Below are 19,877 nucleotides of genomic sequence, written 5' to 3' on the forward strand. Positions count from 1 at the left end.
CACTTGATCCACACCATGCACAACAGACGCCGCTGCAGGTGCCGTGGTGCACACCTTACTCAGCCTTGACACTCATATGCTTCATGATAGGAAACGTAAGTTTTAAGGTGAACTCCACCTACTTGTCCACATCTGGTCACTCTGCTGTGGACATCTCCTGTAGACGGAGAGCGGCGGATGATCGGAAAAGGACGCGCCGCCTTCCAGCGCTCGGCGTGATTTCCCGTGAAACACGGGGATGCGGTTCCGAGGTGCGGGTCTTCCCCGGAGGAAGGACAGGGCGCCCTTGGTGACTCTTGCCGTTGACCATCCGCTCCGGAGCCGCTCCACGGGGTCACGTCCGCGTCCGCCCTCCGGCCCGGCCGCAGGCGCGCGCCTCAGTCGTACTCCAGGTCCGGGAGGGCCGACGGCGGCTCGGGACTGCGCCAGACGACGACCGCGGAGTCGTCCGCGGAGTCCACCGCCGCGCTGAGCCGGTCGACGTCGAAGTCCGGGAGGTAGCGGAGCCGCGCGAGGAACGTGGCGTCCGTCGCCGACCGGGGCACGACGCACCCCTGACCGTCCCGGTCGAGCAGGATGTACAGGATCTCCGCGTCGTTCTCGCCCGCGATCCGCACCTCGACGACGTCCTCCCATGCGAGGGCGTCGACGCTGCCGTCCGCGTGGTGACGGGTCACGCCTTCTTCGGTGACGTAGACGTAGGTATCCGGCACTGAGTCGCCGTGCATGGCCGCGATTGTGACGACTCCGGGGCTTCCCACGCAATAGAGCCGCGCGAGCCGGACGGTCGCGGCCGGTTCGGATCACGCCCCGGGGATCGCGCCCCAGCCGTGGTCGAGGTGCGCGACGACCGCCCGGCGGGCGGCCTCCTCCGGTCCCGCGCCGATCGCGTCGAGCAGATCGCGGTGCTCGGCCACCAGCACGTCCCGGTCGGAATAGGAGTCGCGCAGCCGGACCAGACCCAGCCGGGTCTCGGCCGCCAGCGCGGTGTAGAGCCGCTCCAGCCGGGGACTGCCCACGGCGACGATCAGGGCCTGGTGCAGCGCCATGTGCTCGGCCACCACATCGGACCAGGGAGCGTCGCCCGGCAGCGCGGCCATCCGCTCCAGCGCCCCGTCCGCCTCGGCCACCCGCCGCCCGGCCAGCGAGACGGCCGCCAGTTCCTCCAGCGGGCGCCGGACGAACATCAGGTCGGCCAGGTCCTCACCGGTCACCTCGGCGACCTGGGCGCTGCGATGCCGCTCCCGGCGGAGCAGGCCCTCGTGGACCAGGGCGGCCAACGCCTCCCGGACGGTCGGGCGGGCCACCCCGTAGGCGGCCGAGAGCTCCTGTTCGGGCAGGGCCGTACCCGGCGGGATCTCCCCGGAGAGCACCCGGCGGCGCAGCTCCTCGATGAGCGCGGTGACGGCGGAGACGGGACGCAGGGGGACGGTCACACCGGGAGCCTATTGCCAGGGCTCCGGCCCGGCGGCCCGGACGCCGCCGGCGCGCACGCCGTCGGGGAGGGCCGCGGCGACCAGGCCGGCCCCGAGCAGCAGCAGCCCGGCGGCCGAGACCGGGGTCAGCCGCTCGCCGAGGACGGCGACGCCGAGCAGGGCGGCGACGGCGGGCTCGGCCAGGGCCAGGGTGGCCGCGGTCGCCACCGGGGTGGTGCGCAGGCCCCTGCCGTACAGGACGTAGGCCAGGGCGGTGGTGGCGCAGCCGAGGTAGAGCGCGGCGAGCAGGCCGCGCGGCTCGGCGAGCCAGCCGGCGCCCGTCCAGAGCAGGACCGGGAGCATGACCAGCCCCGCACCGCCGAAGAGCACGCCCATGACCGCGTCCGAGGAGGCGCCCGCCCCGATCACCCGGGCCGCCGCCACCGCGTAGAACGCGTAGAGCAGCCCGCCCAGGAGCGCGAGCAGGACCCCGTCCGCCCGGACCTGCCCTCCCCCGCCGGTGAGCACCGCGCAGCCCGCGACCGCCGCCGCGGTCGCCCCGGCCCAGCGCCGGGTGGGGGGCACCCGGTCCAGCGCCCAGGAGAGCAGGCCGGTGAAGACCGGTCCGCTGCCGATGGCGACCACCGTGCCGACGGCCACACCGGTCCGGCTGATCGCGGCGAAATAGCAGAGCTGGTAGGCGGCCACCCCCAGCGCGGCGGCCGGGAGCAGACCGCGGCGGGGCAGCGCCCGTACGGCGGAGCGGCCCCCCGCGACGGCGGCGATGGCGGTCAGCACCAGGCCGCCCACCACCAGCCGGGCGGCCGCCACGGAGACCGGGTCCACCCCGGAGACGAGCAGTCCGGCGGTTCCCGCGGTGCCCCAGAGCACGGCGGCGCCGAGAACGGCGAGCTTCATGGCGATATTGTCAGACAACCAGACAACTAAAGTCCAATCGTCCGCGGTCCGGCCGAAGGCGGTCGGCCTCCCCCCGTTTCCGCCGAATGCGAGGGGGTAGCTTCACCCGCGTGGGACTCCGGGCCACGGGCGCCGGAGACCACGGCGCTCCCACCGGCGACCTCGTCACCGGTCCTTCGTCATCGACACCCGCGGAGGTGGCCCCGTTGTCCAGGGGAACGTTCGAAGAAGGCGCCGAAGCCGTCTTCCGGCAGAAGATCGGCACCGCCACGCCGCACCGGCTGGACGGCTCGGAGATCACCACCTCGGCCGAGGCCATGACCGCCATCGCCGAGGCGCTGTCGTTCCCCGACACCTTCGGCAACAACCTCGACGCGCTGTACGACTGCCTGACCGACCTGTCCTGGCTGCCGCCCGGCGAGCACGCGCTCGTCTGGGCGAAGACCGCGGTCCTGCGGGACGCCGACCGCCCCGCCTACGACGCGATCCGGACCGCGCTCTCGGAGGCCGTGACCGACGACACCCCGGAGAAGGCCTTCCTCTCCGTCTTCCTGCTGACCGACTGAGCGGTCGCCGCGCAGTGGGCGCAGAAGGCGCCCTCCCGGCCCGCACGACAGGTGCAGGACCACCGCAGGACCCCGTCGGCCGACTGGAAGTCCACACACGCGGCGTCGTCGTCCACCTCGGCGGTCACCCGCAGCGGACCGAACCTGACCAGCTGCACCGCTCCCGACCGTTCGAGTTCGTCGCCCCTGGCCAGTACGGCCTGCGCCGCCCGGGCCAGCTGCGCCGCGGCCAGTTCCGCCATCCCCGTCATGGGCGCCTCCCCTGATCCTCAGGAAAGACGTGCCCGCGATGCCGGGGGTTCCGCATTACCGCGAGGACACAGAACTTTTCTTCTCCCGGTCTTCTCCCGGTCCCCCCCCTGGCCTTCTCCCGGCCCCTCCCTGGCCTTCTCCCGGCCCCTCCCTGGCCTTCTCCCGGTCTTCTCCCGGTCTTCCCGCGCGGCCGGAGAAGCGGGTCGTGCGTCCCTGGCCGCGCGTGCTTCACATTGCTACAGTTTCGCCACCGTTAACCGCGCATATCCACAATGCGAGGTATTGTGACCCGCCGCACCTACTCGATCAAGACGAAGATCTTCACTCTGCTCCTCGTCCCCCTCGTCTCCCTCGTGACGATCTGGGGTTTTGCGGCGGCGATCACCCTGCGGAGCGGCCAGGAGCTCCTCATCGTCCGCACGATCCACGAACACGTGACGCTTCCCACCCGCGCGTTCAGCACCGCCCTCCAGCACGAGCGGTTGCTGTCCCTGACCTTCCTGGGCGACCCGACCGCCTCCCGTTCCGCCCTGGACGCCCAGCGGGCCAAGACCGACGCGGCGCGGGAGGAGCTCGACCGGATGTCCGCGGAGGGCGGAGCGGACGTCCCCGGTCCCCTCCAGGAGCGGGTGGTCCGGCTGCTGAGCGCGGCGGACCGGCTCACCGAGGTCCGCAGCGGCGTCGACACCCGCTCCGCCGGCCGGCTGCGGACCCTCGACGCCTACAGCGAGGTCGTCCAGCTGGCCTTCGACGTCTACGAGAAGCTCCGGATCTCCGCCGACATCGACCTGGTCGACCAGGTGCGGGCCGCCACCGTGGTCGGGCGGAGCCGCGAGATGCTGAGCCGGCAGGCCGCGATCATCTCCGGGGTCGTCTCCGCCCGGGCCATCGACGCGCAGGAACGCGCGCGGTTCACCGAGCTGACCACCGGCCGCAGGCTGCTCTACTCCATCGGCGTCGAGCAGCTCGACGGGGAGTTCCAGACGTCCTACGCGCGGCTGGCGGCCTCCCCCGCCTCCTCCGCCTTCGAGCGCGTCGAGAACGCCTTCGGGACCGCGGTCCGGCCCGAAGCCTCCTGGGCGACGGCCGCCGTCGCCCTCTCCGAGACCCTCGACCGGTTGGCCGGCGACGTCAGCCAGCGCATCACCGACCGCGCCGAGCCGCTGGCCGTCGGGATCCTCGTCCGGATCGGCGTCGCCGGAGGGCTCGGCCTGGTCGCGGTCGCCGCCTCGATCTTCGTCTCGGTGCGCTTCGGCCGCCGGATCGGCTCCGAGCTCGTCGGCCTCCAGCAGGCGGCCCTCGACCTGGCGGACCGGCGCCTGCCCGACGTGGTCGCACGGCTGCGCAAGGGCGAGGACGTCTGCCCGGTCTCCGAGTCCCCCGCGCCGCACCACGGCACCACCACCGAGATCGTGAGCGTCGGCGAGGCGTTCTCCTCGGTGCAGCGCACGGCCGTCGAGGCCGCCGTCGGCCAGGCCGAGATGCGCAAGGGCGTCGGCAAGGTCTTCGTCAACCTGGCCAGGCGCAGCCAGTCGCTCCTGCACCGGCAGCTCGCCATGCTGGAGACGATGGAGCGGCGGGCCACCGACCCGGAGACCCTGGAGGACCTGTTCGCCCTCGACCACCTGACCACCCGCATGCGGCGGCACTCCGAAGGACTGATCATCCTGTCCGGCTCGGTGCCCGGCCGCGGCTGGCGGACGCCGGTCGCGATCTACGACGTGGTCCGCGCCGCCGTCGAGGAGGTCGAGGACTACCGTCGCGTCACGGTCGAGGTGCCGCACGGTCCTGCGCTCGCCGGCACGGTCGTCACCGACGTCGTCCACCTGATCGCCGAACTGGTGGAGAACGCCACGATCTTCTCGCCGCCGAACACCCCGGTGCTCGTGCAGGGCGAGCCGGCCGCCCGGGGATACGCGATCGAGGTCGAGGACCGCGGCCTCGGCATGACCTCGGAGGAGATGGCCCAGCTCAACGAGCGCCTGGCGCACCCACCGGAGTTCGACCTGGCCGACAGCGACCGGCTCGGCCTGTTCGTCGTCGGCAGACTCGCCGCCCGCCACGGCATCCGCGTCTCCCTGCGCCCGTCGCCGTTCGGCGGCACCACCGCGATCGTGCTCGTCCCGGATGAGCTGGTCGCCGAGATGCCGGAGTCGCCCGCCGACCGGCCGCTCCAGGCGGTCGCCCAGCCGGTCGCCCCGCCGGTCCAGGCCGAGCGGATGGAACGAGACGAACGGGATGAACGGGCCGGGCGGGCCGAACCGGTTCAGGCCGGTCAGGCCGGTCAGGCCGGTCAGGCCGGTCAGGCCGGTCAGGCCGGTCAAGGCACCGTCACGGAGAAGGGGCTGCCCAAACGCGTCCGGCGCACCGCGCCCGGGCGGATCCCCCCGCGGCAGGCCGCACCCGACGGCGCGCCGCAGCGGCCACGGCACCCGGAGGGCGACGGACCACCGGCCGCGCCGAGCCGTGTCCTGACGTCGTTCCGCGAAGGATGGCGCCGCGCCGAGCAGGAGGACGAGGGGAAATGACGGAGCGCTGGCTCGACCAGGACGCCGGACCGATCATCCGCCCCTACACGGTGACCAGGGGACGGACCCGCCCGACCGGAGCCCGGTTCGACCTGATCGCCACGGTCTCGGCGACCGGCTCCGCGACCCCCGGCCTCTCGCCGGAGCACCGCAGGGTCCTGGCCGCCTGCCGGCGACCGGTCTCGGTGGCCGAGCTGGCCTCCGGCACCGGCCTGGCCGTCGGCGTCGTCGGCGTCCTCCTCGGGGACCTGCGCGACGCCGGGCTGGTGACCGTACGGACCTCGTCGGGCGGGGCGACGCCGCGGGCGGACCTCCTCCGCGACGTCCTGGCCGGGCTGAGGGCCCTCTGAGCCGCCCCCGCGCCGGGAGGCGGCCGACGCTCAGTCCGTGGCCAGCCGGGCGTGCCGCTCCACGTCATGGCGCTCGTCCCCGTACCTGAGCTTGGCCCGCTCGATCCCCTCCACCGCGAACCCCGCCCGCACGGCCACCGCGCAGGAGGCGGGGTTGTCCAGCCGGTGCCCCAGTTCGAGGCGGAACAGCCCGCGCTCCGTGAACGCCCACGCGGCCAGCGCCGCCGCCGCCGCGGCGGCGACGCCCCGGCCCCGGGCGTGCGGCGCGGTCCAGTAGGAGAGCCACCCCGTGTCGTGGGCGTCGATGCCGCTCACCGCGACGTTCCCGACGACCTCGCCGTCCACCGTGACGGCGAAGGCCTGCGCGTCGTCCCGGAAACCCCAGAACCCCATCCACTCCAGCGCCGCCCGGGGTGTGTCGATCGGCCGGGCCGCCTCCCGGGCCATGTCCGGCGCGGCGAAGGCCGCGAGCACGACGGGCACGTCATCGGGGTGCCAGCCCCTCAATCTCACCTCGACCACGGGGACCGTCCGATCGGCGACAGAGCAGAATGATGTTCGAGCCGATCTTCTCACATCCCGTCCTTCTCGCACCCCGCCCCATCTTGTGAGAGCGCTCCCACGCGTCGCATCATGGACTCCATGACGACTGTCCGGCCGTACCGGCCCGATGACCGTACCGCCCTCTACGACATCTGCGTGCGCACCGCCCACGAGGGCGGCGACTCACGGCACATCTACCCCGACCTGGACCTGATGCCGAGCATCTTCGCAGCTCCTTACGCCGAACTGGAGCCCGACCTGACCTTCGTCCTCGACGACGGACAGCGCGCGGTCGGCTACGTCCTGGGCACCGCCGACACCCCCGCCTTCGTCGACGCCTACCGGTCCTCCTGGCTGCCCCGACTGAGAGAGCGCTTCCCCGCCCTGGACGGGCCGCCGTCCACGCCGAGCGAGGTGATGATCGACCTGATGTACCGCCCGGAGCGGATGATCGTGCCCGAACTGGCCGGGCACCCGGCGCACCTGCACATCGACCTGCTCCCGGACCATCAGCGCAAGGGCCACGGGCGCGCGCTCATGAACGCCTTCCTCGACGCGCTGCACCGCAAGGGCGTCGGGTACGTCCACCTCGGCATGGTCACCGCCAACACCGCGGCCCGCGCCTTCTACGACCGGCTCGGCTTCTACGAGATCCCGGTCGCCGACGCCGGACCGCTCACCTACCTCGGCCGGCGGACGGACCGGAACCGGGGGGTCAGCGGACCGCCAGCCTCGCCAGGCCCGGGTAGTCGGTGACGATGCCGTCCGCGTCGCAGACGAGGTCGGCGCTGAAGCCCTCGCTCTCGTAGCGCACCGCGTCCGGTCCGAGGTGCGTGTAGCTCTGCGGGTGGTGGACCACGTGCAGGTGGGGGACCCGGACCAGGGCCATCACGAAGCCCATCCGGCCCTGGCTCCGCAGCAGGCCGTGGCGGAGCACGGGCATCGTGTTGGTCAGCGGGGACAGGGCCAGATCGCAGTCGAGCGCGTCGTTCAGGCCCGTCACGTCCCCGCCCGGTTCGGGCCCGTCGAGCTCGCCCTCGCACTTGGTCTCGCACGACCAGATCCCGTCGGTGCCGCGCCGCAGGTCGAGCGCGCGCGCCCAGCCCGCGCCGTGCGCCCGCACGGTCAGCAGCTCGGTCACGTAATCGGCCGAGGTGCGAAGGGAGTACTCCAGGCGGTAGGGCACCGGATCCGTCCCGATCGCCACCCCCACCGCCGTCAGCCCCGACGAGAGGTCCACCTCGGCGTACTCGGCCCCCTCGTCCTTCATCCACACGAGCCCGCGCATCGCGCTCTCCTTCCCGCAGAGCCCCCAGCTCCTCCGTGCCCCGCAGAACCGGGGCGAACCACGCGCCGGTACGGCTCCGGCCGGGATCACCGCGGAGGCGGGGCGAACCACGCGCCGGTACGGCCCGCGGCCGGGATCACCGCGGAGGCGGGCCGGATCACACCGCGGAACCGACCAGCGGTCGCTCCTCGGTCGCCTCCGCGGCGGCCGGGACGGCCGCAGCCGCGGGCCTCGCCCGCCAGGCGAGGGGCGCGCGGCGGTGCCGGCGGCGCAGGGTGAGCACGGCGGCCGCCGTCAGGACCGCGATCAGGCAGACCAGGTTCACGGAGTAGAGGCCCTCGCCGGGGGTGATCAGCCGCTCGTTGAGCATGTCGTATCCGGCGTGGAAGCCGACCGCGAGCCAGAGCTCCCCTGTGGTGATCCGGCAGGCGACGAGCACGAGCCCGAACGCCGCCGCCTGCACCACGTAGAGCAGTTTCTCCGGCAGGGAACCGGCTCCGCTCTGGGAGATGATGTGCAGGGCGCCGAAGAGACCGGCGGTGACCGCGACCGTCGCCCACAGCGGCAGCGACGCGCTGAGGTGCCGGAACAGGTAGCCCCGGAACCACAGCTCCTCCGGCACGGCCTGCACCAGCAGGGCCGCCGGCACGATGACCGTCAGCCAGGCCGGAACGCTCGCCAGGGAGGCGTCCGGGTCCCACTCGGCGGCGCCGAGCGCGACGCAGGCGGCGTTCGCCGCGCAGACCGCGGCGGCTCCCGCCGCCACCCCGAGCAGCGCCCTGGTGATCGACCGGTGGGAGACGGACAGTCCGAGCTCGGTCCAGGAGCGGCCCTCGACGACCCGCTGCACGCACCAGGTCAGGCCGATCGCGCAGGCGGTCACCCCGGCCCCGGCCGCCAGGTAGAACGCGTCCGCCGACATGCCGGGGATCAGCGAGACGAACAGGACGGTGAAGATGGACGCGAAGAGGCCCGCCACGGTCAGAGCGGACCGCCAGACGGGTTCGAAACGATGGGAGCGCATGCGCCAAAGCTAGGAACGGCGGCCGTCCGGACGCATGAGGCGTGGGCATTCCGCACCGTGGCTTGGACCAGGTCTGGCCTCGCCCATACCGTCCCGTGGCCCGCCTTGGCGATCCCCTGACGCACGGGCCGGGCCGGGTCGTCAGCCGCTCATCCGCACGTAGTCCACGGTCATGGTGCTGTCGAGGTCCACCGCCGGACGGCCCGCCTGCGAACCGACCGCGATGTTCAGGATGACCTCGGCGGACGAGCCGGACGGCACACGGTACGCGAGGACCCGCATGAGCCTGCCGTCGATGCGGAACCACGCCCGGCCGGACGGGCCCGTGGTCCACCTGACCTCGTACACGTGCCAGCGGGTGGCGTCGACGCCGTACGCCCCTCCGGCGCCGGAACCGGGGCCGGAGGTGTGGACGTGGTACTCCGGGTCCCAGGCGGCCCCGTTGAGGCCGTTCTCCATCAGGTCGATCTCGCCGTAGTGCGGCGTCTTCGCCTCCGGCGTGCCGAGCAGCCAGATCGCCGGCCACGCGCCGGCCTGGCGGCGTGACAGCTTCGCCCGGACCCGCAGGGTCCCGCCCGCCCTGCCGACCCTGGAGACGAGCCGCGCCGAGGTGTACCGCCGCGACACCCCGTCCGCGCCGACGTACTTCTCGCGCCGGGCGTTGATCACGAGGTGGCCGGCGCCGTCGAGCCGCGCGTTGCGGCCGCCGGCGGTGTAGCACTGCTTCTCGGCCCCGTGCCCCCACCTGCACCCCGTGAGCTGCCTCCACTTCGACGCCGAGGGCGCGCTCCCGGCGCGGCCGGTGAACTCGTCCCGGAAGGAGCGGGTCCCGGCGGCCGGAACGCCTCCGGCCGCCGGGTCCGCTCCGCCCTCCCCCGCGGGCCCGTTCCCTGCGGACCCGCCGCCGGCCGTCTGCGGCCAGAGCGGCTCGCCGGTCTCCCCTCCGGACGTCCCCGGCCAGGGGACCGCGCCTGTTCCCGTCCCGGGCGCCTGGCCCGTCGCACCACCGAACGCGCCTGTCCCGGGCAGCCCGCCCACCGCGTCCCCCGGCGTCCCCGTCCCGGGCAGCCCGCCCACCGCGTCCCCCGGCGTCCCCGTCCCGGGCAGCCCGCCCACCGCGTCCCCCGGCGTCCCCGTCGCGGGCACCTGGCCCGTCGCACCACCGAACGCGCCCGTCCCGGGCAGCCCGCCCGGCAGGGGCACCGCACCCGCTCCGCCTCCGGGCGGCCCCGGCCACGGGGGATCGTCCACCCCCGCTCCGGCCTCCACGGGCGCCCCCGCCCCCAGGAGCAGTACGGCCGCCGCGGTGACCGCGGACCGCCTCCCGGCTCCCCTCAGCCCGTCGGCCACCGTCATCGGACGCGCTCCCGGCGGGGCACTCCGGGCCGCCGACAGCCGGGCAGCGCCTCGGGCCGCCCCCGCAACGGGCGGTGCGGACGACGCCGCGTGTTCTTCCCCGGTTTCCGTTCCCCGTCCACGACGTCCCCATCTGCAGCAATGTCACCGACAGCAGCAGTTATGTCACAAAGAGTCACTGCACAAACGCCGAGGGTGCCCAAGTCCGGAAATTCAGGGAGAAGAGATAGATCACCCGAAGGGCGGACGTCCCAGGAACGCCGGAGAACGGCCCGGCGGCCCGGTCCTACAGCTCGTAGTCCCAGCCGAGCCGGCCCTCGCGGAGGTCGGCGACGAGCCCCCGGACGTAGTCCAACTCGGCCGCGGTCACGACCTGCCGGTACTCGGACTCCACCAGGAAGAGCCGGGGCAGGAAGGCCGCCCCCTCGGCCAGATCGGCGTCCAGCGCCGCCGACCGCTCCTCCAGGGAGGCCAGCCGCTCCTCCAGCGCCGCCCGGACCTCGTCGGGCCGGAGCACCGGCAGGAAGGCGAGCGCCGCGGGGAACTCGGGGAACTCGCGGGCGGGAGCGGAGAGCATCGTCCGCAACCAGCGCCGCAGCGCCTCCCGGCCCGCCGCCGTGAGCTCGTAGACGGTCCGCTCCGGGCGGCCCTCCTCGCGCAGGGTCTCCCGGACCGCGATCAGCCCGTCACGGAGCAGCCGGTCGATGGTCTGGTAGACGCTGTTGCGCTGCGCGACGTTGACCACGTCGTCCTTGCGCCGCTCCTTGATCATCTGCTGCATCCGGTAGGCGTGCATGGGCTCCTCGGCGACCAGGGAGAGCAGGGCCATCGCCAGGGGAGACCGTCGTGAGGACATGGCGCCATCGTAGAACCGGCCACATTCTAATCATTTTATGTATATTCATCTTATGACTAATAGAGCAATGATCATCGGCGGCGGGATCGCCGGCCCGGTGACGGCGATGGCCCTGCGGCGCGCCGGAATCGACAGCGACGTCTACGAGGCGTACGGCCGCGGCGCCGACGGCGTCGGCGCCTTCCTCACCCTGGCGGTCAACGGACTGGAGGCCCTGCGCCCGCTCGGCCTGTACGACCTCGTCTGCGACCTGGGCATGGACACGCCGCGGATGGAGATGAGCAACGGCAGCGGCAGGCTCCTGGCCTCCGTCCGGCAGCCCGGCCGGACGTTGAAGCGCGCCGACCTCTACCGGGTCCTGCGCGACGAGGCCGTACGGCGCGGCGTACGCGTCCACTACGGCAAGCGCCTCACCGACGCCGAGGCCACCGCGGACGGGGTGCGGGCGGTCTTCGCCGACGGGAGCGCCGCCGAGGGCGACCTGCTCGTCGGCGCCGACGGGCTGCGCTCGCGCACCCGCACGATCATCGATCCCGGGGCCCCGCGCGCCCGGCACGTCGGCCTGCTGAACACCGGTGGTCTCGCCCGCGGCGTCACGGTCCCGGGCACGCCGGGGACGAACCACTTCATCTTCGGCCGGAGGTGCTTCTTCGGTTACCTGATCGCCCCCGGCGGCGAGGTGTGGTGGTTCGCCAACCCGCCGAGCCCCCGGGAGCCGACCCCGGAGGAACTGGCCGCGATCACCCCGGAGCGGTGGCGCGCCCGTCTGGAGGAGCTGTTCCGGGACGACACCGGGCCGATGCTCGACATCATCGGCGCGACCGAGCACATCCTGCCCGGCTGGAACACCTACGACTTCCCGACCGTGCCGAAGTGGTCCGACGGACGCATGGTGATCATCGGTGATGCCGCGCACGCGACCTCGCCCTCCTCCGGCCAGGGCGCGTCCATGGCGATCGAGGACGCGGTGGTGCTGGCCACGTGCCTGCGCGACGTCCCCGGCACCCGCGACGCGTTCGCGGTCTTCGAGCGGCTGCGGAGGGAGCGGGTGGAGCGGGTCGTGGCCCAGGGCAGGCGCAACGGGAGCGGCAAGGCCCCCGGCGCCGTCAGGGCCTTCCTCCGCGACCTCACCCTGCCCATGATCATGCGGCAGGTGGACAAGAGGAACAGCCTGGCCTGGATGCACGACCACCGGATCTCCTGGGACGACCGGGTGACCACGGCCGCCGGCTGAACCGGCCGGAGCGGCGGCCCCGCGCACAGGGCCGCCGCTCCGGCCGGGCACCGTCAGGACCGGCACCGCCAGGACCGGCACCGCCAGAGCGGGCACCGTCAGGACCGGAACCGTCAGAGCGGGTGCCGTCTCACCAGTGGGCGGGCCGGGAGAGCGACGGCGGGATCCTCGTGGCGGCGTCGCCCCTCGCCGCGTCGAGCTGCGCCTGGAGGAGGAAGATGCTCCCGGTGAGGTCGGCGCCCCGCAGGTCGGCGTCCCGCAGGTCGGCCCCGATGAGGTCGGCCGTCCGCAGATCGGCGCCGCGCAGGTCGGCCCCGATCAGATAGGCCCCCCTCAGGCTGACGCCCCGCAGATCCGCGCCCTTGAGCTTCGCTCCGATGAGGTCCGCGCCCCGGCGGTCCTTCCTCCGCCCCGCGACCCCCGCCCGCACGAGTTCGCTCGCGCGCAGCAGCAGGTCGTTGACCCGCCGCCACTGCGCCGCCGTGTCCAGCGTCCGGAAGGAGTCCGGGTCGCCCTGGGTGAGGCGTCCGATCTCGTCGAACGCGGCGCGGAGCTCGGCGTGCAGCGGGCGGGCCGGTTCCAGCGTCAACGCCTCGTCCAGGTAGCGGAGCAGTTCGTGCAGGTGCCGCATGACCGGGAAGACCTCGAACATCCGCTTCGCGGTCCCCGGATCCCGCCGCCAGTCCCGCCCGCCGAAGGTGACCTGGGAGACCTTCTGCCCCGCGCCGAAGCAGTCGTAGACGGTGCAGCCCGTGAAACCCTCCGGCCTCAGCCGGTCGTGGATGCCGCAGCGGAAGTCCTGCCGCAGGTTCGGGCAGGCCCGCCCGGCGGGCTTGTCGATGGCGAAATCCGCCGAGGCCGCGAAGGCGGGCACGACGCAGCACAGCCCGAAGCAGCTCCCGCAGTCGGCCCGCAACGCGGAACCGCCCCCGCCCGCGGGACGCTTCGAGGGGTCGCGTGTCTCGGATGCCGCGGACATCCCGGACGTCTCAGAGGACACCGTGCGTGCTCTCCTGTCGTGTCGTGCATCGCCGCCCGCCGGGGGACGGGTCTCCCGGCCGGTCGGCCCTGCGCAGCCGACCGGCCGCGCGCCTCGGTGAAAGGTACCGCCTCCGCGCCCGTCCCCGCGTCCGGGTCCGGGCCCGCGCCCGCACGGCACCGGGGTTCCGCACGTCCCCGCCCGCACGGCGCCGGGATTCCGCGCGTCCCCGCCCCCACGGGATCGAGCACCCGTGCACGGCCCCGGATCCCGGCCCGATCACCGGAGAGACCGGCGGAGCATCCGATTCAGCGTCGAGTCAAAGAGAGCCCCGAAAGCATTCATATGTGAAGTATGAGGCGTATGTGCCGTTTTCGCCCTACAAATCCGGAAATAAGGGACATGTCGCAATGTCAACGTACCGAGGAGCGACGAATGGTATTCAAGCGACTCGCCGGCACGTTCGCGGCGGCCGCCATCGCCAGTGGCGGCCTCGTGGCACTCAGCACCGCCGCCGCGACCCCGGCCCAGGCCGAGAAGGTGTGCGCCTACAAGGTGCGCAACGTCCCCAGCGGCAGTTACCTCAACGTCCACCGCAAGCCGTCGAAGAGCTCCAAGGTGGTCGACCGGATCGACCCGCGCTACGCGGTCGTCGGCCAGTGCAAACTCGCCACCACGAACTGGCGCCTGGTTCAGGGGCACAAGACCATAACGACGGGCTACGTGCACAAGTCCTACCTGAAGAAGGTCCTGAAGGTCACGGTTCCCTAGCGCTCCCCGTCGACAGGTGGTCACGTGTCGTGGGGCCGGTCCGGCCCCACGACACGACGGCCCCCGGAGCAGCACGGCCCGCTTCCCCCGCGAACGCCTCCGTTCCCCCGCGGAGAGCCCGTTCCCCCGCGGAGAGCCCGTTCTCCCGCCGGAATCCGGAGCGGCATTCTCTTTCGCGTCCGCCGATGCATTCCCCCGTCCGGCCGGACGCCATTCCCGCGTTTCCGGTGGTCACCGTACGGACATCGCAGTGGTCACCGTACGGACATCGCACCGGAAGGTTCCTCGGCCCGTCCGCCCGGACCTCCGGCGCGATTCACCGCACGAATCGCCGCACGAATCGCCGTGCGGATCGCCGTGCGATTCACGGGCCGGTGAACCGGTACGGACATCGCGGTCGCCGCGCCTCCGCGAGCGCCTCCGGTGAGTGCGCGGTCGCGCCGGGCGACACGCGTCCCGTCCTTCAGGCCCCTCCGGAGCGGCACGGGCTCTCTCGTACGATGGCGGGGTGCTCGCCGCTCCTCGCTCCCTGTGGGACGAGCCCCGTCCCCCCGCCCCTCCCCCACGGGTGTGGCGTGACCGGGTGCTCGTCGGGGTGCTCGTCCCGGTCGCGGTGCTCGAAGGACTCCTGCGGCCGGACCTGCCGTGGCGGGCCGTCTCGGTGGCCGTCGCCGCCGGGCTGGTGCCCACCCTGCTGTGGCGCCGGACCAGACCGCTGCTCATGGTCGTGATCTGCTTCCTCGTCACGGGCCTGGCCTCGCTGTCGATCGGCGGCGCCCCCGGAGAGATGTACACGATGATGTACCAGCTGATCCTGCCGTACGCGTTGTTCCGGTGGGGATCGGGCCGCGAGGCCGTGATCGGATTAGCGATCATGACCGTCTCGGCCTCCCTCTCGCTGGTCACCGGCCGCACCGCCGGCGCCGACGCGATCGGCGCGTTCACCGCCCTGTCCGCGACCGTCGCCCTGGGCGGCGCGTTCCGCTACCGGGCCCGCGCGAGATCGCGCGAGCTCGACCAGGTCAAGCTGCTCGAACGCGAACAGCTGGCCCGCGACCTGCACGACACCGTCGCCCACCACGTCTCGGCGATGGCGGTGCGCGCCCAGGCGGGCCTCGCCACCGCGGAGTCACGACCGGACGCCGCGACCGAGGCGCTCCGTGTGATCGAGGCGGAGGCGGCGCGCGCCCTCGACGAGATGCACGCCCTGGTCCGCGTCCTGCGCCGGGACCGGCCGGACGAGCCGGTGGACCTGTCCCCCGGCCGCCGCATCGCCGACATCGAACGGCTCGCGGGCCGGAGCCGCTCCGGCCCGTCCGTCGACGTGGAGATCTCCGGCGACCTCGACGGCCTCCCCCCGTCGGTCGAGGCCGCGGTCTACCGCCTCGCCCAGGAGTCGATCACCAACGCCGTACGGCACGCCCGCCACGCCACGCGCGTCGAGGTCCGCGTCACCGCCGACGACGCCTCGGTGCGCCTGCGCGTGAGCGACGACGGCGACGGCGACGGCGGTCTCATCCGCCCGGCCGCGTCGCCGGGATACGGGATCATCGGCATGATCGAGCGCGCCCACCTGCTCCGCGGCACCTGCGTGGCCGGGCCGGGCCCCGACCGGGGCTGGACCGTGAGCGCCGTGCTGCCCCGGACCGGGGCGGCGACGTGAGCATCCGGGTGCTCGTCGCCGACGACCAGGAGATCGTCCGCACCGGGCTCACGATGATCCTCGACGCCCAGCCGGGCATCGAGGTCGTCGGCGAGGCCGCCGACGGGCGCCGGGCCGTCGAACTGGCCCGGCGGCTCCGTCCCGACGTGTGCCTGTTCGACATCCGCATGCCCGGCCTCGACGGCATCGCGGCCACCCGCGCCCTCGCCGGGCCCGGGGTCGCCGACCCCCTCGCCGTCGTCGTCATCACCACGTTCGACCTCGACGAGTACGTCTACGCCGCACTGCGGGCCGGCGCCCGGGGCTTCCTGCTCAAGAACGCCGGCGCGGCCCTGCTCTCCCAGGCCGTGCACGCCGCGGCCGGCGGTGAGGCGCTCATCGCGCCGAGCGTCACCGCGCGCCTGCTCGGCGCCTTCGCCCGCACCGGGTCCGGGTCGGCTCCGGTGCGGCCCATCGAGGCGCTCACCGGCCGGGAGGAGGAGGTCCTCGCCGCCGTGGCGCGCGGGCGGACCAACAACGAGATCGCCGACGAGCTCTCCGTCTCCCTCAGCACCGTCAAGACCCACATCGCCAGCCTGATGGCCAAGCTCGGCGCCCGCAACCGCGTCGAGATCGCCATCTGGGCCTACGAGACCGGCCGCGTCAGGAACTGAACCGGGCGCGGCGACCGCGACCGGCCACACGGCGACCGTTCGCGCGGCGATGCACGGTGACCGCTCATCGCCGGAACGGCCCGGCCCGGCCTGGCCGATCGTCCGCCGATCAGGCGTACTTCCGGCCGATGAGCCCTCTGTCCAGGACTTCTACGCTGGCCTCCTCGGCTCGGGTCGTCCCCGCCGCCATGCGGTGCCCGAGCCCACCGTGGAAGAGGAGAATCCGTTGAAGGCGTTCGTCCTGCGCTCGTACGGCTCACCCGACGCCCTGGAGCTCACCGAGATCGACCGGCCCGTGCCCGCCGCCGACGAGGTGCTGGTCCGGGTGCGCGCCACCTCCGTCCAGCCCTACGACTGGCACCTCATGCGCGGGGAGCCGTACATCGCCCGTCTGATGGGCGGCGGCCCCGGGCTGCGCAGACCGAAGATCCGCATCCTGGGCGCGGACATCGCCGGGCGGGTCGAGGCGGTCGGCCGGGACGTGACGGAGTTCCGTCCCGGCGACGAGGTGTACGGCATGCCCAAGCAGGGCGGCTTCGCCGAGTACGCCTGCGTCCGTGCCGGAGACCTGGCGCCGAAGCCGGAGAGCCTGTCGTTCGTGCAGGCGGCGGCGGTCCCGCTGGCCGCCTGCACCGCCCTGCTGGGCCTGCGCGACGACGGACGGCTCCAGCCGGGGCAGCACGTCCTCGTCAACGGGGCCTCGGGAGGCGTGGGCACGTTCGCCGTGCAGATCGCCAAGGCGTTCGGCGCACGGGTCACCGGCGTCTGCGGCACCCGGAACGTGGAACTGGTCCGATCGCTCGGCGCGGACGAGGTCGTCGACTACACCGCGGAGAACTTCACCCGGCACGGGCGGCGCTACGACCTGCTGCTGGACTGCGCGGGAAGCCGCCCGGCCTCGGCCTGCCGCCGGGCGCTCACTCCCCAGGGGGCCCACGTCATCGTCGGAGGGCCCGGCGGCCGGTGGCTGCAGCCCATGGGCCACATCATCTCGGCGCTCGCGGCCTCGCCGTTCACGTCCCGGCGGACGGCCCTGACGGACGTGGTCCGCTGTACGGAGAACAAACGGAACCTGACGACGCTGACCGGGTTCATCGAGGACGGGCGGCTCACCCCGGTGATCGACCGGATCTACCCGTTCGCGGAGATCCCGGCGGCCGTCGCCTACCAGGAGCGGGGGCGCGCCACGGGAAAGGTCGTCGTCACGGTCTGAGGCGCCGGGCCCGCCGCATCCGCGACGGGCCCGGCCGCACGCACGACAAGCCCGGCCGCACGCACGACAAGCCCGGCCGCGTCCCCGCCGGAGGGATCGGCCCGCAGGTGCTCCCTCCCGTCCCCCGGAGATCAGGCTGGGGTGAGCGGAGCCGACCGCCGGCTGAGCCGGAGGACGGCCTCGGCCATCCGGGGGTCGGTGGCGGGGCGGAAGGGCGTGACGGGGCGGGCACCGGGTCCGATGACCAGGCCGGTCCGCCCGTCCAGTGCGGCGTCGGCCGCGGCGGCGATCGACGACCGCGCGGCCGCCGACGCCGAGCCGGACGTCGCGCGCTCGAAGGTGCGGCGGACCAGCGGCCAGAGCAGCCGCAACCCCGGTGAGACGATCCGGGGCGACCGCATGGTGCCGTCGGTCATCTCGGTCGCCGCACCGCCGGGATCGGCCGCGAAGACCGAGACGCCCGTGCCCCGCAGCCGCTGGGCGAGATCCAGCGTGTAGGCGAGGTTCGCGAGCTTCGCCCGGCCGTACCAGTGGAAGCCGTAGTAACCGCCCGGCGGCTCGACGGCGTCGAAGGAGCGCTTGGCGGTCCGGATCGCGCCCGAGGTGACGTTCACGATCCGGCTCGGCCCTCCGGACCGGAGCGGTTCCAGCAGCAGTTCGGTCAGCAGGTACGGGGAGAGGTGGTTGACGGCGAACGACGCCTCGATCCCGTCCACCGTCCGCTGCCGGTCCGCGAACATCGCCCCGACGTTGTTGACCAGGATGTTCAGCGGCCCCTCCCCGGCGAGCCGGGCGGCGAGCCCCCGGACGGCGTCGAGCGAGGCGAGGTCGGCCGCGACGAACCTCGCCTGCGGCCCGGTCGCCACCGCGTCGATCCGCTCGACCGCGCGGACACCCCGCTCGGCGTTCCGGCCGACCACGGTCACCGCGTGACCGCGTGCCGCCAGTCCCATCGCGGTCTCCAGACCGATCCCCCCGGTCCCCGCCGTCACCACAGCCCGTCCGCTCACGGTTCCGCTCCTCACTGGCCGACCATTACCGGATAACCATCCGGTTCACCGCTCGCACCGTAACACAAACGGATGAGTATCCGTTTCATCGAGACGGGCGTGCGGAAAAGAGCAGCCAGGTCGTGGACGCCGGGCTCCGCCTCCGGGTCACAGGTTCCGGGTCCCGGCCAGGGAGAGTCCCGGGAGGTGAGACGCGGGAGATGAGACGCGGGAGGCGAGGCGCGGGAGATGAGACGCGGGAGGCGAGGTGCGGGCCGCCCGTCAGCGCGGGGGGCGCAACCCTTCGAGGAGGACGTCGAGATAAGCGTCGGCGCGGTCACCGCCGGAGCGGACCGCGTGCCCGATGCCGCAGAGCAGTCGGCGGACATCGCCCGCCTCGATGCCCTGCCGGATCGCGCCCGCACGACGGGCGCGGTCGAGCAGCTCCGCGACGGCCCCGTCCAGCTCGGCCTTCATCGCCGAGGTCTGCGCATCGGCATCACTGGCGGATTCGAGCACCGCTGCGAACCCGGCGTCGTCCAGCATGCGCTCCAGAGTGAAACGCAGGAGGCGGCGCAGACCCGCCTGGGCGTCCTCGTCGGCCGCCGCGGCCCGCGCCTCGTCGACGAGCCGCTGGAAACGCTCCGCCATCAGCGCTTCCAGCAGCGCGTGCCGGTTGGGGAAATGCCGGTACACGGTCCCGACGCCCACCCCCGCGAGCCGGGCGATGGTGTTCAGCATGAGCGAGTCGTCACCCGTGGCCAGCTGCTCACGCGCGACCTGCAGCACCCGTGCGCGGTTGCGCGCGGCGTCCACGCGCAACGCCGCCCCCCGCCCCGCACCGGATGTCACGGGCACAGCCTAACGGCCCGCCGGCCGGGCACCGCGAGACGCCGAGTCCACCCGTCCGCGGGCGCGACGCCGACCGGACAGGCGACGTCGGTCCCGCCGAGACCGCTGCGGCCGGAGAGACCATTGCTCGTGGATTACAGCTTCGGCGTCGATGAGGGCTGCACGCGGCGGGCGTCGTCAGCTGAGCCAGAGAACTCGCAGAATGACCACGCGTAACTGATCTTCGATGATGAGGTAGACGGCCAGGCCCTCACGGTGGTCACCGAAAGGATGAGCGCGCATGTTCGCGTCCGGTCGTTTCCTGTTGTAGGAGTCACCGCTCCACGGGTGGATTTCGAGGAGATCGACGAGGGAGCCGAAGGAGAGCGCTCCTTCCTTGGGAAGGGCCGCGATCTCCAGGGACGCGTTCTCCTCGACCTCCACGGTG

22 protein-coding genes are annotated in these 19,877 nt (G+C 73.3%); 9 read left to right on the forward strand and 13 right to left on the reverse strand.

Annotation, left to right across the window (positions count from 1 at the left end):
- Positions 1–377: 377 nt before the first annotated feature.
- The 3 genes from HS045_RS06625 to HS045_RS06635 form a co-directional block, all read right to left on the reverse strand.
- A complete protein-coding gene (locus tag HS045_RS06625) occupies positions 378–728 on the reverse strand; it encodes a hypothetical protein (RefSeq protein ID WP_196450243.1) in 351 nt (116 codons plus the stop codon).
- Between the two features lie 75 nt (positions 729–803).
- Positions 804–1,436, reverse strand: a complete 633-nt coding sequence (locus HS045_RS06630; protein ID WP_196450244.1) for a GntR family transcriptional regulator — start codon at positions 1,434–1,436, stop codon at positions 804–806.
- A gap of 9 nt (positions 1,437–1,445) precedes the next feature.
- Positions 1,446–2,333, reverse strand: coding sequence for a DMT family transporter (locus HS045_RS06635; RefSeq protein ID WP_196450245.1), 888 nt, complete (start codon positions 2,331–2,333; stop codon positions 1,446–1,448).
- 206 nt (positions 2,334–2,539) lie between these two features.
- On the opposite strand from HS045_RS06635, the gene HS045_RS06640 reads away from it, so the two are divergent.
- Complete coding sequence (locus tag HS045_RS06640; RefSeq protein WP_230883460.1) at positions 2,540–2,899, forward strand: barstar family protein; 360 nt, start codon at positions 2,540–2,542, stop codon at positions 2,897–2,899.
- Here HS045_RS06640 and HS045_RS06645 read toward each other — a convergent pair.
- Entirely contained in the window at positions 2,809–3,150 is a 342-nt protein-coding gene (locus tag HS045_RS06645; RefSeq protein WP_196450247.1) for a hypothetical protein, read from the reverse strand. The genes HS045_RS06640 and HS045_RS06645 overlap by 91 nt on opposite strands.
- A 285-nt stretch (positions 3,151–3,435) precedes the next feature.
- On the opposite strand from HS045_RS06645, the gene HS045_RS06650 reads away from it, so the two are divergent.
- Together HS045_RS06650 and HS045_RS06655 are read left to right on the forward strand one after the other, a co-directional pair.
- The gene (locus HS045_RS06650; RefSeq protein WP_196450248.1) at positions 3,436–5,679 is read left to right on the forward strand and encodes an ATP-binding protein; all 2,244 of its coding nucleotides are present in this window, start codon (positions 3,436–3,438) and stop codon (positions 5,677–5,679) included.
- Positions 5,676–6,029: a DUF742 domain-containing protein gene (locus tag HS045_RS06655; RefSeq protein WP_196450249.1), complete on the forward strand. Its 354-nt coding sequence runs from the start codon at positions 5,676–5,678 to the stop codon at positions 6,027–6,029. Before HS045_RS06650 ends, HS045_RS06655 begins: the two co-directional genes overlap by 4 nt.
- A gap of 30 nt (positions 6,030–6,059) precedes the next feature.
- Here the strand turns inward: HS045_RS06655 and HS045_RS06660 are convergent, their stop codons facing one another.
- A complete protein-coding gene (locus HS045_RS06660) occupies positions 6,060–6,551 on the reverse strand; it encodes a GNAT family N-acetyltransferase (RefSeq protein ID WP_196450250.1) in 492 nt (163 codons plus the stop codon).
- A 120-nt stretch (positions 6,552–6,671) separates the two neighbouring features.
- Here HS045_RS06660 and HS045_RS06665 point away from each other — a divergent pair, with 120 nt between their 5' ends.
- Positions 6,672–7,328 (forward strand): GNAT family N-acetyltransferase, encoded by a 657-nt coding sequence (locus HS045_RS06665; protein WP_196450251.1) that lies wholly within the window; start codon positions 6,672–6,674, stop codon positions 7,326–7,328.
- On the opposite strand, the gene HS045_RS06670 is transcribed toward HS045_RS06665, so the two are convergent.
- The 4 genes from HS045_RS06670 to HS045_RS35805 form a co-directional block, all read right to left on the reverse strand.
- Positions 7,288–7,860, reverse strand: a complete 573-nt coding sequence (locus tag HS045_RS06670; RefSeq protein WP_196450252.1) for a putative glycolipid-binding domain-containing protein — start codon at positions 7,858–7,860, stop codon at positions 7,288–7,290. The genes HS045_RS06665 and HS045_RS06670 overlap by 41 nt on opposite strands.
- 157 nt (positions 7,861–8,017) lie before the next feature.
- On the reverse strand, positions 8,018–8,884 hold the full coding sequence (locus HS045_RS06675) for a CPBP family intramembrane glutamic endopeptidase (RefSeq protein ID WP_196450253.1): 867 nt from the start codon (positions 8,882–8,884) through the stop codon (positions 8,018–8,020).
- A 141-nt stretch (positions 8,885–9,025) separates the two neighbouring features.
- Positions 9,026–10,240 carry a glycoside hydrolase family 16 protein gene (locus HS045_RS06680; protein WP_196450254.1) on the reverse strand — a complete coding sequence of 405 codons (1,215 nt, stop codon included), beginning with the start codon at positions 10,238–10,240 and terminating at the stop codon, positions 9,026–9,028.
- 286 nt (positions 10,241–10,526) lie between these two features.
- Complete coding sequence (locus HS045_RS35805; protein ID WP_304609585.1) at positions 10,527–11,096, reverse strand: PadR family transcriptional regulator; 570 nt, start codon at positions 11,094–11,096, stop codon at positions 10,527–10,529.
- Between the two features lie 52 nt (positions 11,097–11,148).
- On the opposite strand from HS045_RS35805, the gene HS045_RS06690 reads away from it, so the two are divergent.
- Positions 11,149–12,330, forward strand: coding sequence for an FAD-dependent monooxygenase (locus tag HS045_RS06690; protein ID WP_196450255.1), 1,182 nt, complete (start codon positions 11,149–11,151; stop codon positions 12,328–12,330).
- Positions 12,331–12,460: 130 nt separating this feature from the next.
- Here HS045_RS06690 and HS045_RS06695 read toward each other — a convergent pair whose 3' ends face one another.
- Entirely contained in the window at positions 12,461–13,309 is an 849-nt protein-coding gene (locus HS045_RS06695) for a pentapeptide repeat-containing protein (protein ID WP_196450256.1), read from the reverse strand.
- A 435-nt stretch (positions 13,310–13,744) separates the two neighbouring features.
- Between HS045_RS06695 and HS045_RS06700 the strand changes: the two genes are divergently transcribed.
- The 4 genes from HS045_RS06700 to HS045_RS06715 all read left to right on the forward strand — a co-directional run bounded on the left by HS045_RS06700 (position 13,745) and on the right by HS045_RS06715 (position 17,609).
- Positions 13,745–14,080, forward strand: coding sequence for an SH3 domain-containing protein (locus HS045_RS06700; RefSeq protein WP_196450257.1), 336 nt, complete (start codon positions 13,745–13,747; stop codon positions 14,078–14,080).
- 508 nt (positions 14,081–14,588) lie between these two features.
- On the forward strand, positions 14,589–15,743 hold the full coding sequence (locus HS045_RS06705) for a histidine kinase (protein WP_307827398.1): 1,155 nt from the start codon (positions 14,589–14,591) through the stop codon (positions 15,741–15,743).
- Positions 15,740–16,396, forward strand: coding sequence for a response regulator transcription factor (locus HS045_RS06710; RefSeq protein WP_196450258.1), 657 nt, complete (start codon positions 15,740–15,742; stop codon positions 16,394–16,396). Before HS045_RS06705 ends, HS045_RS06710 begins: the two co-directional genes overlap by 4 nt.
- 226 nt (positions 16,397–16,622) lie before the next feature.
- Positions 16,623–17,609: an NAD(P)-dependent alcohol dehydrogenase gene (locus HS045_RS06715; protein ID WP_196450259.1), complete on the forward strand. Its 987-nt coding sequence runs from the start codon at positions 16,623–16,625 to the stop codon at positions 17,607–17,609.
- Between the two features lie 131 nt (positions 17,610–17,740).
- On the opposite strand, the gene HS045_RS06720 is transcribed toward HS045_RS06715, so the two are convergent.
- The 3 genes from HS045_RS06720 to HS045_RS06730 form a co-directional block, all read right to left on the reverse strand.
- On the reverse strand, positions 17,741–18,619 hold the full coding sequence (locus tag HS045_RS06720) for an SDR family NAD(P)-dependent oxidoreductase (protein WP_196450260.1): 879 nt from the start codon (positions 18,617–18,619) through the stop codon (positions 17,741–17,743).
- Positions 18,620–18,880: 261 nt separating this feature from the next.
- Positions 18,881–19,450, reverse strand: coding sequence for a TetR/AcrR family transcriptional regulator (locus HS045_RS06725; RefSeq protein WP_196450261.1), 570 nt, complete (start codon positions 19,448–19,450; stop codon positions 18,881–18,883).
- A gap of 177 nt (positions 19,451–19,627) precedes the next feature.
- A complete protein-coding gene (locus tag HS045_RS06730) occupies positions 19,628–19,873 on the reverse strand; it encodes a hypothetical protein (RefSeq protein ID WP_196450262.1) in 246 nt (81 codons plus the stop codon).
- Between the last annotated feature and the right edge of the window lie 4 nt (positions 19,874–19,877).

The sequence above is a fragment of the Planomonospora sp. ID82291 genome (genome assembly GCF_015711645.1).
GTDB lineage: Bacteria > Actinomycetota > Actinomycetes > Streptosporangiales > Streptosporangiaceae > Planomonospora.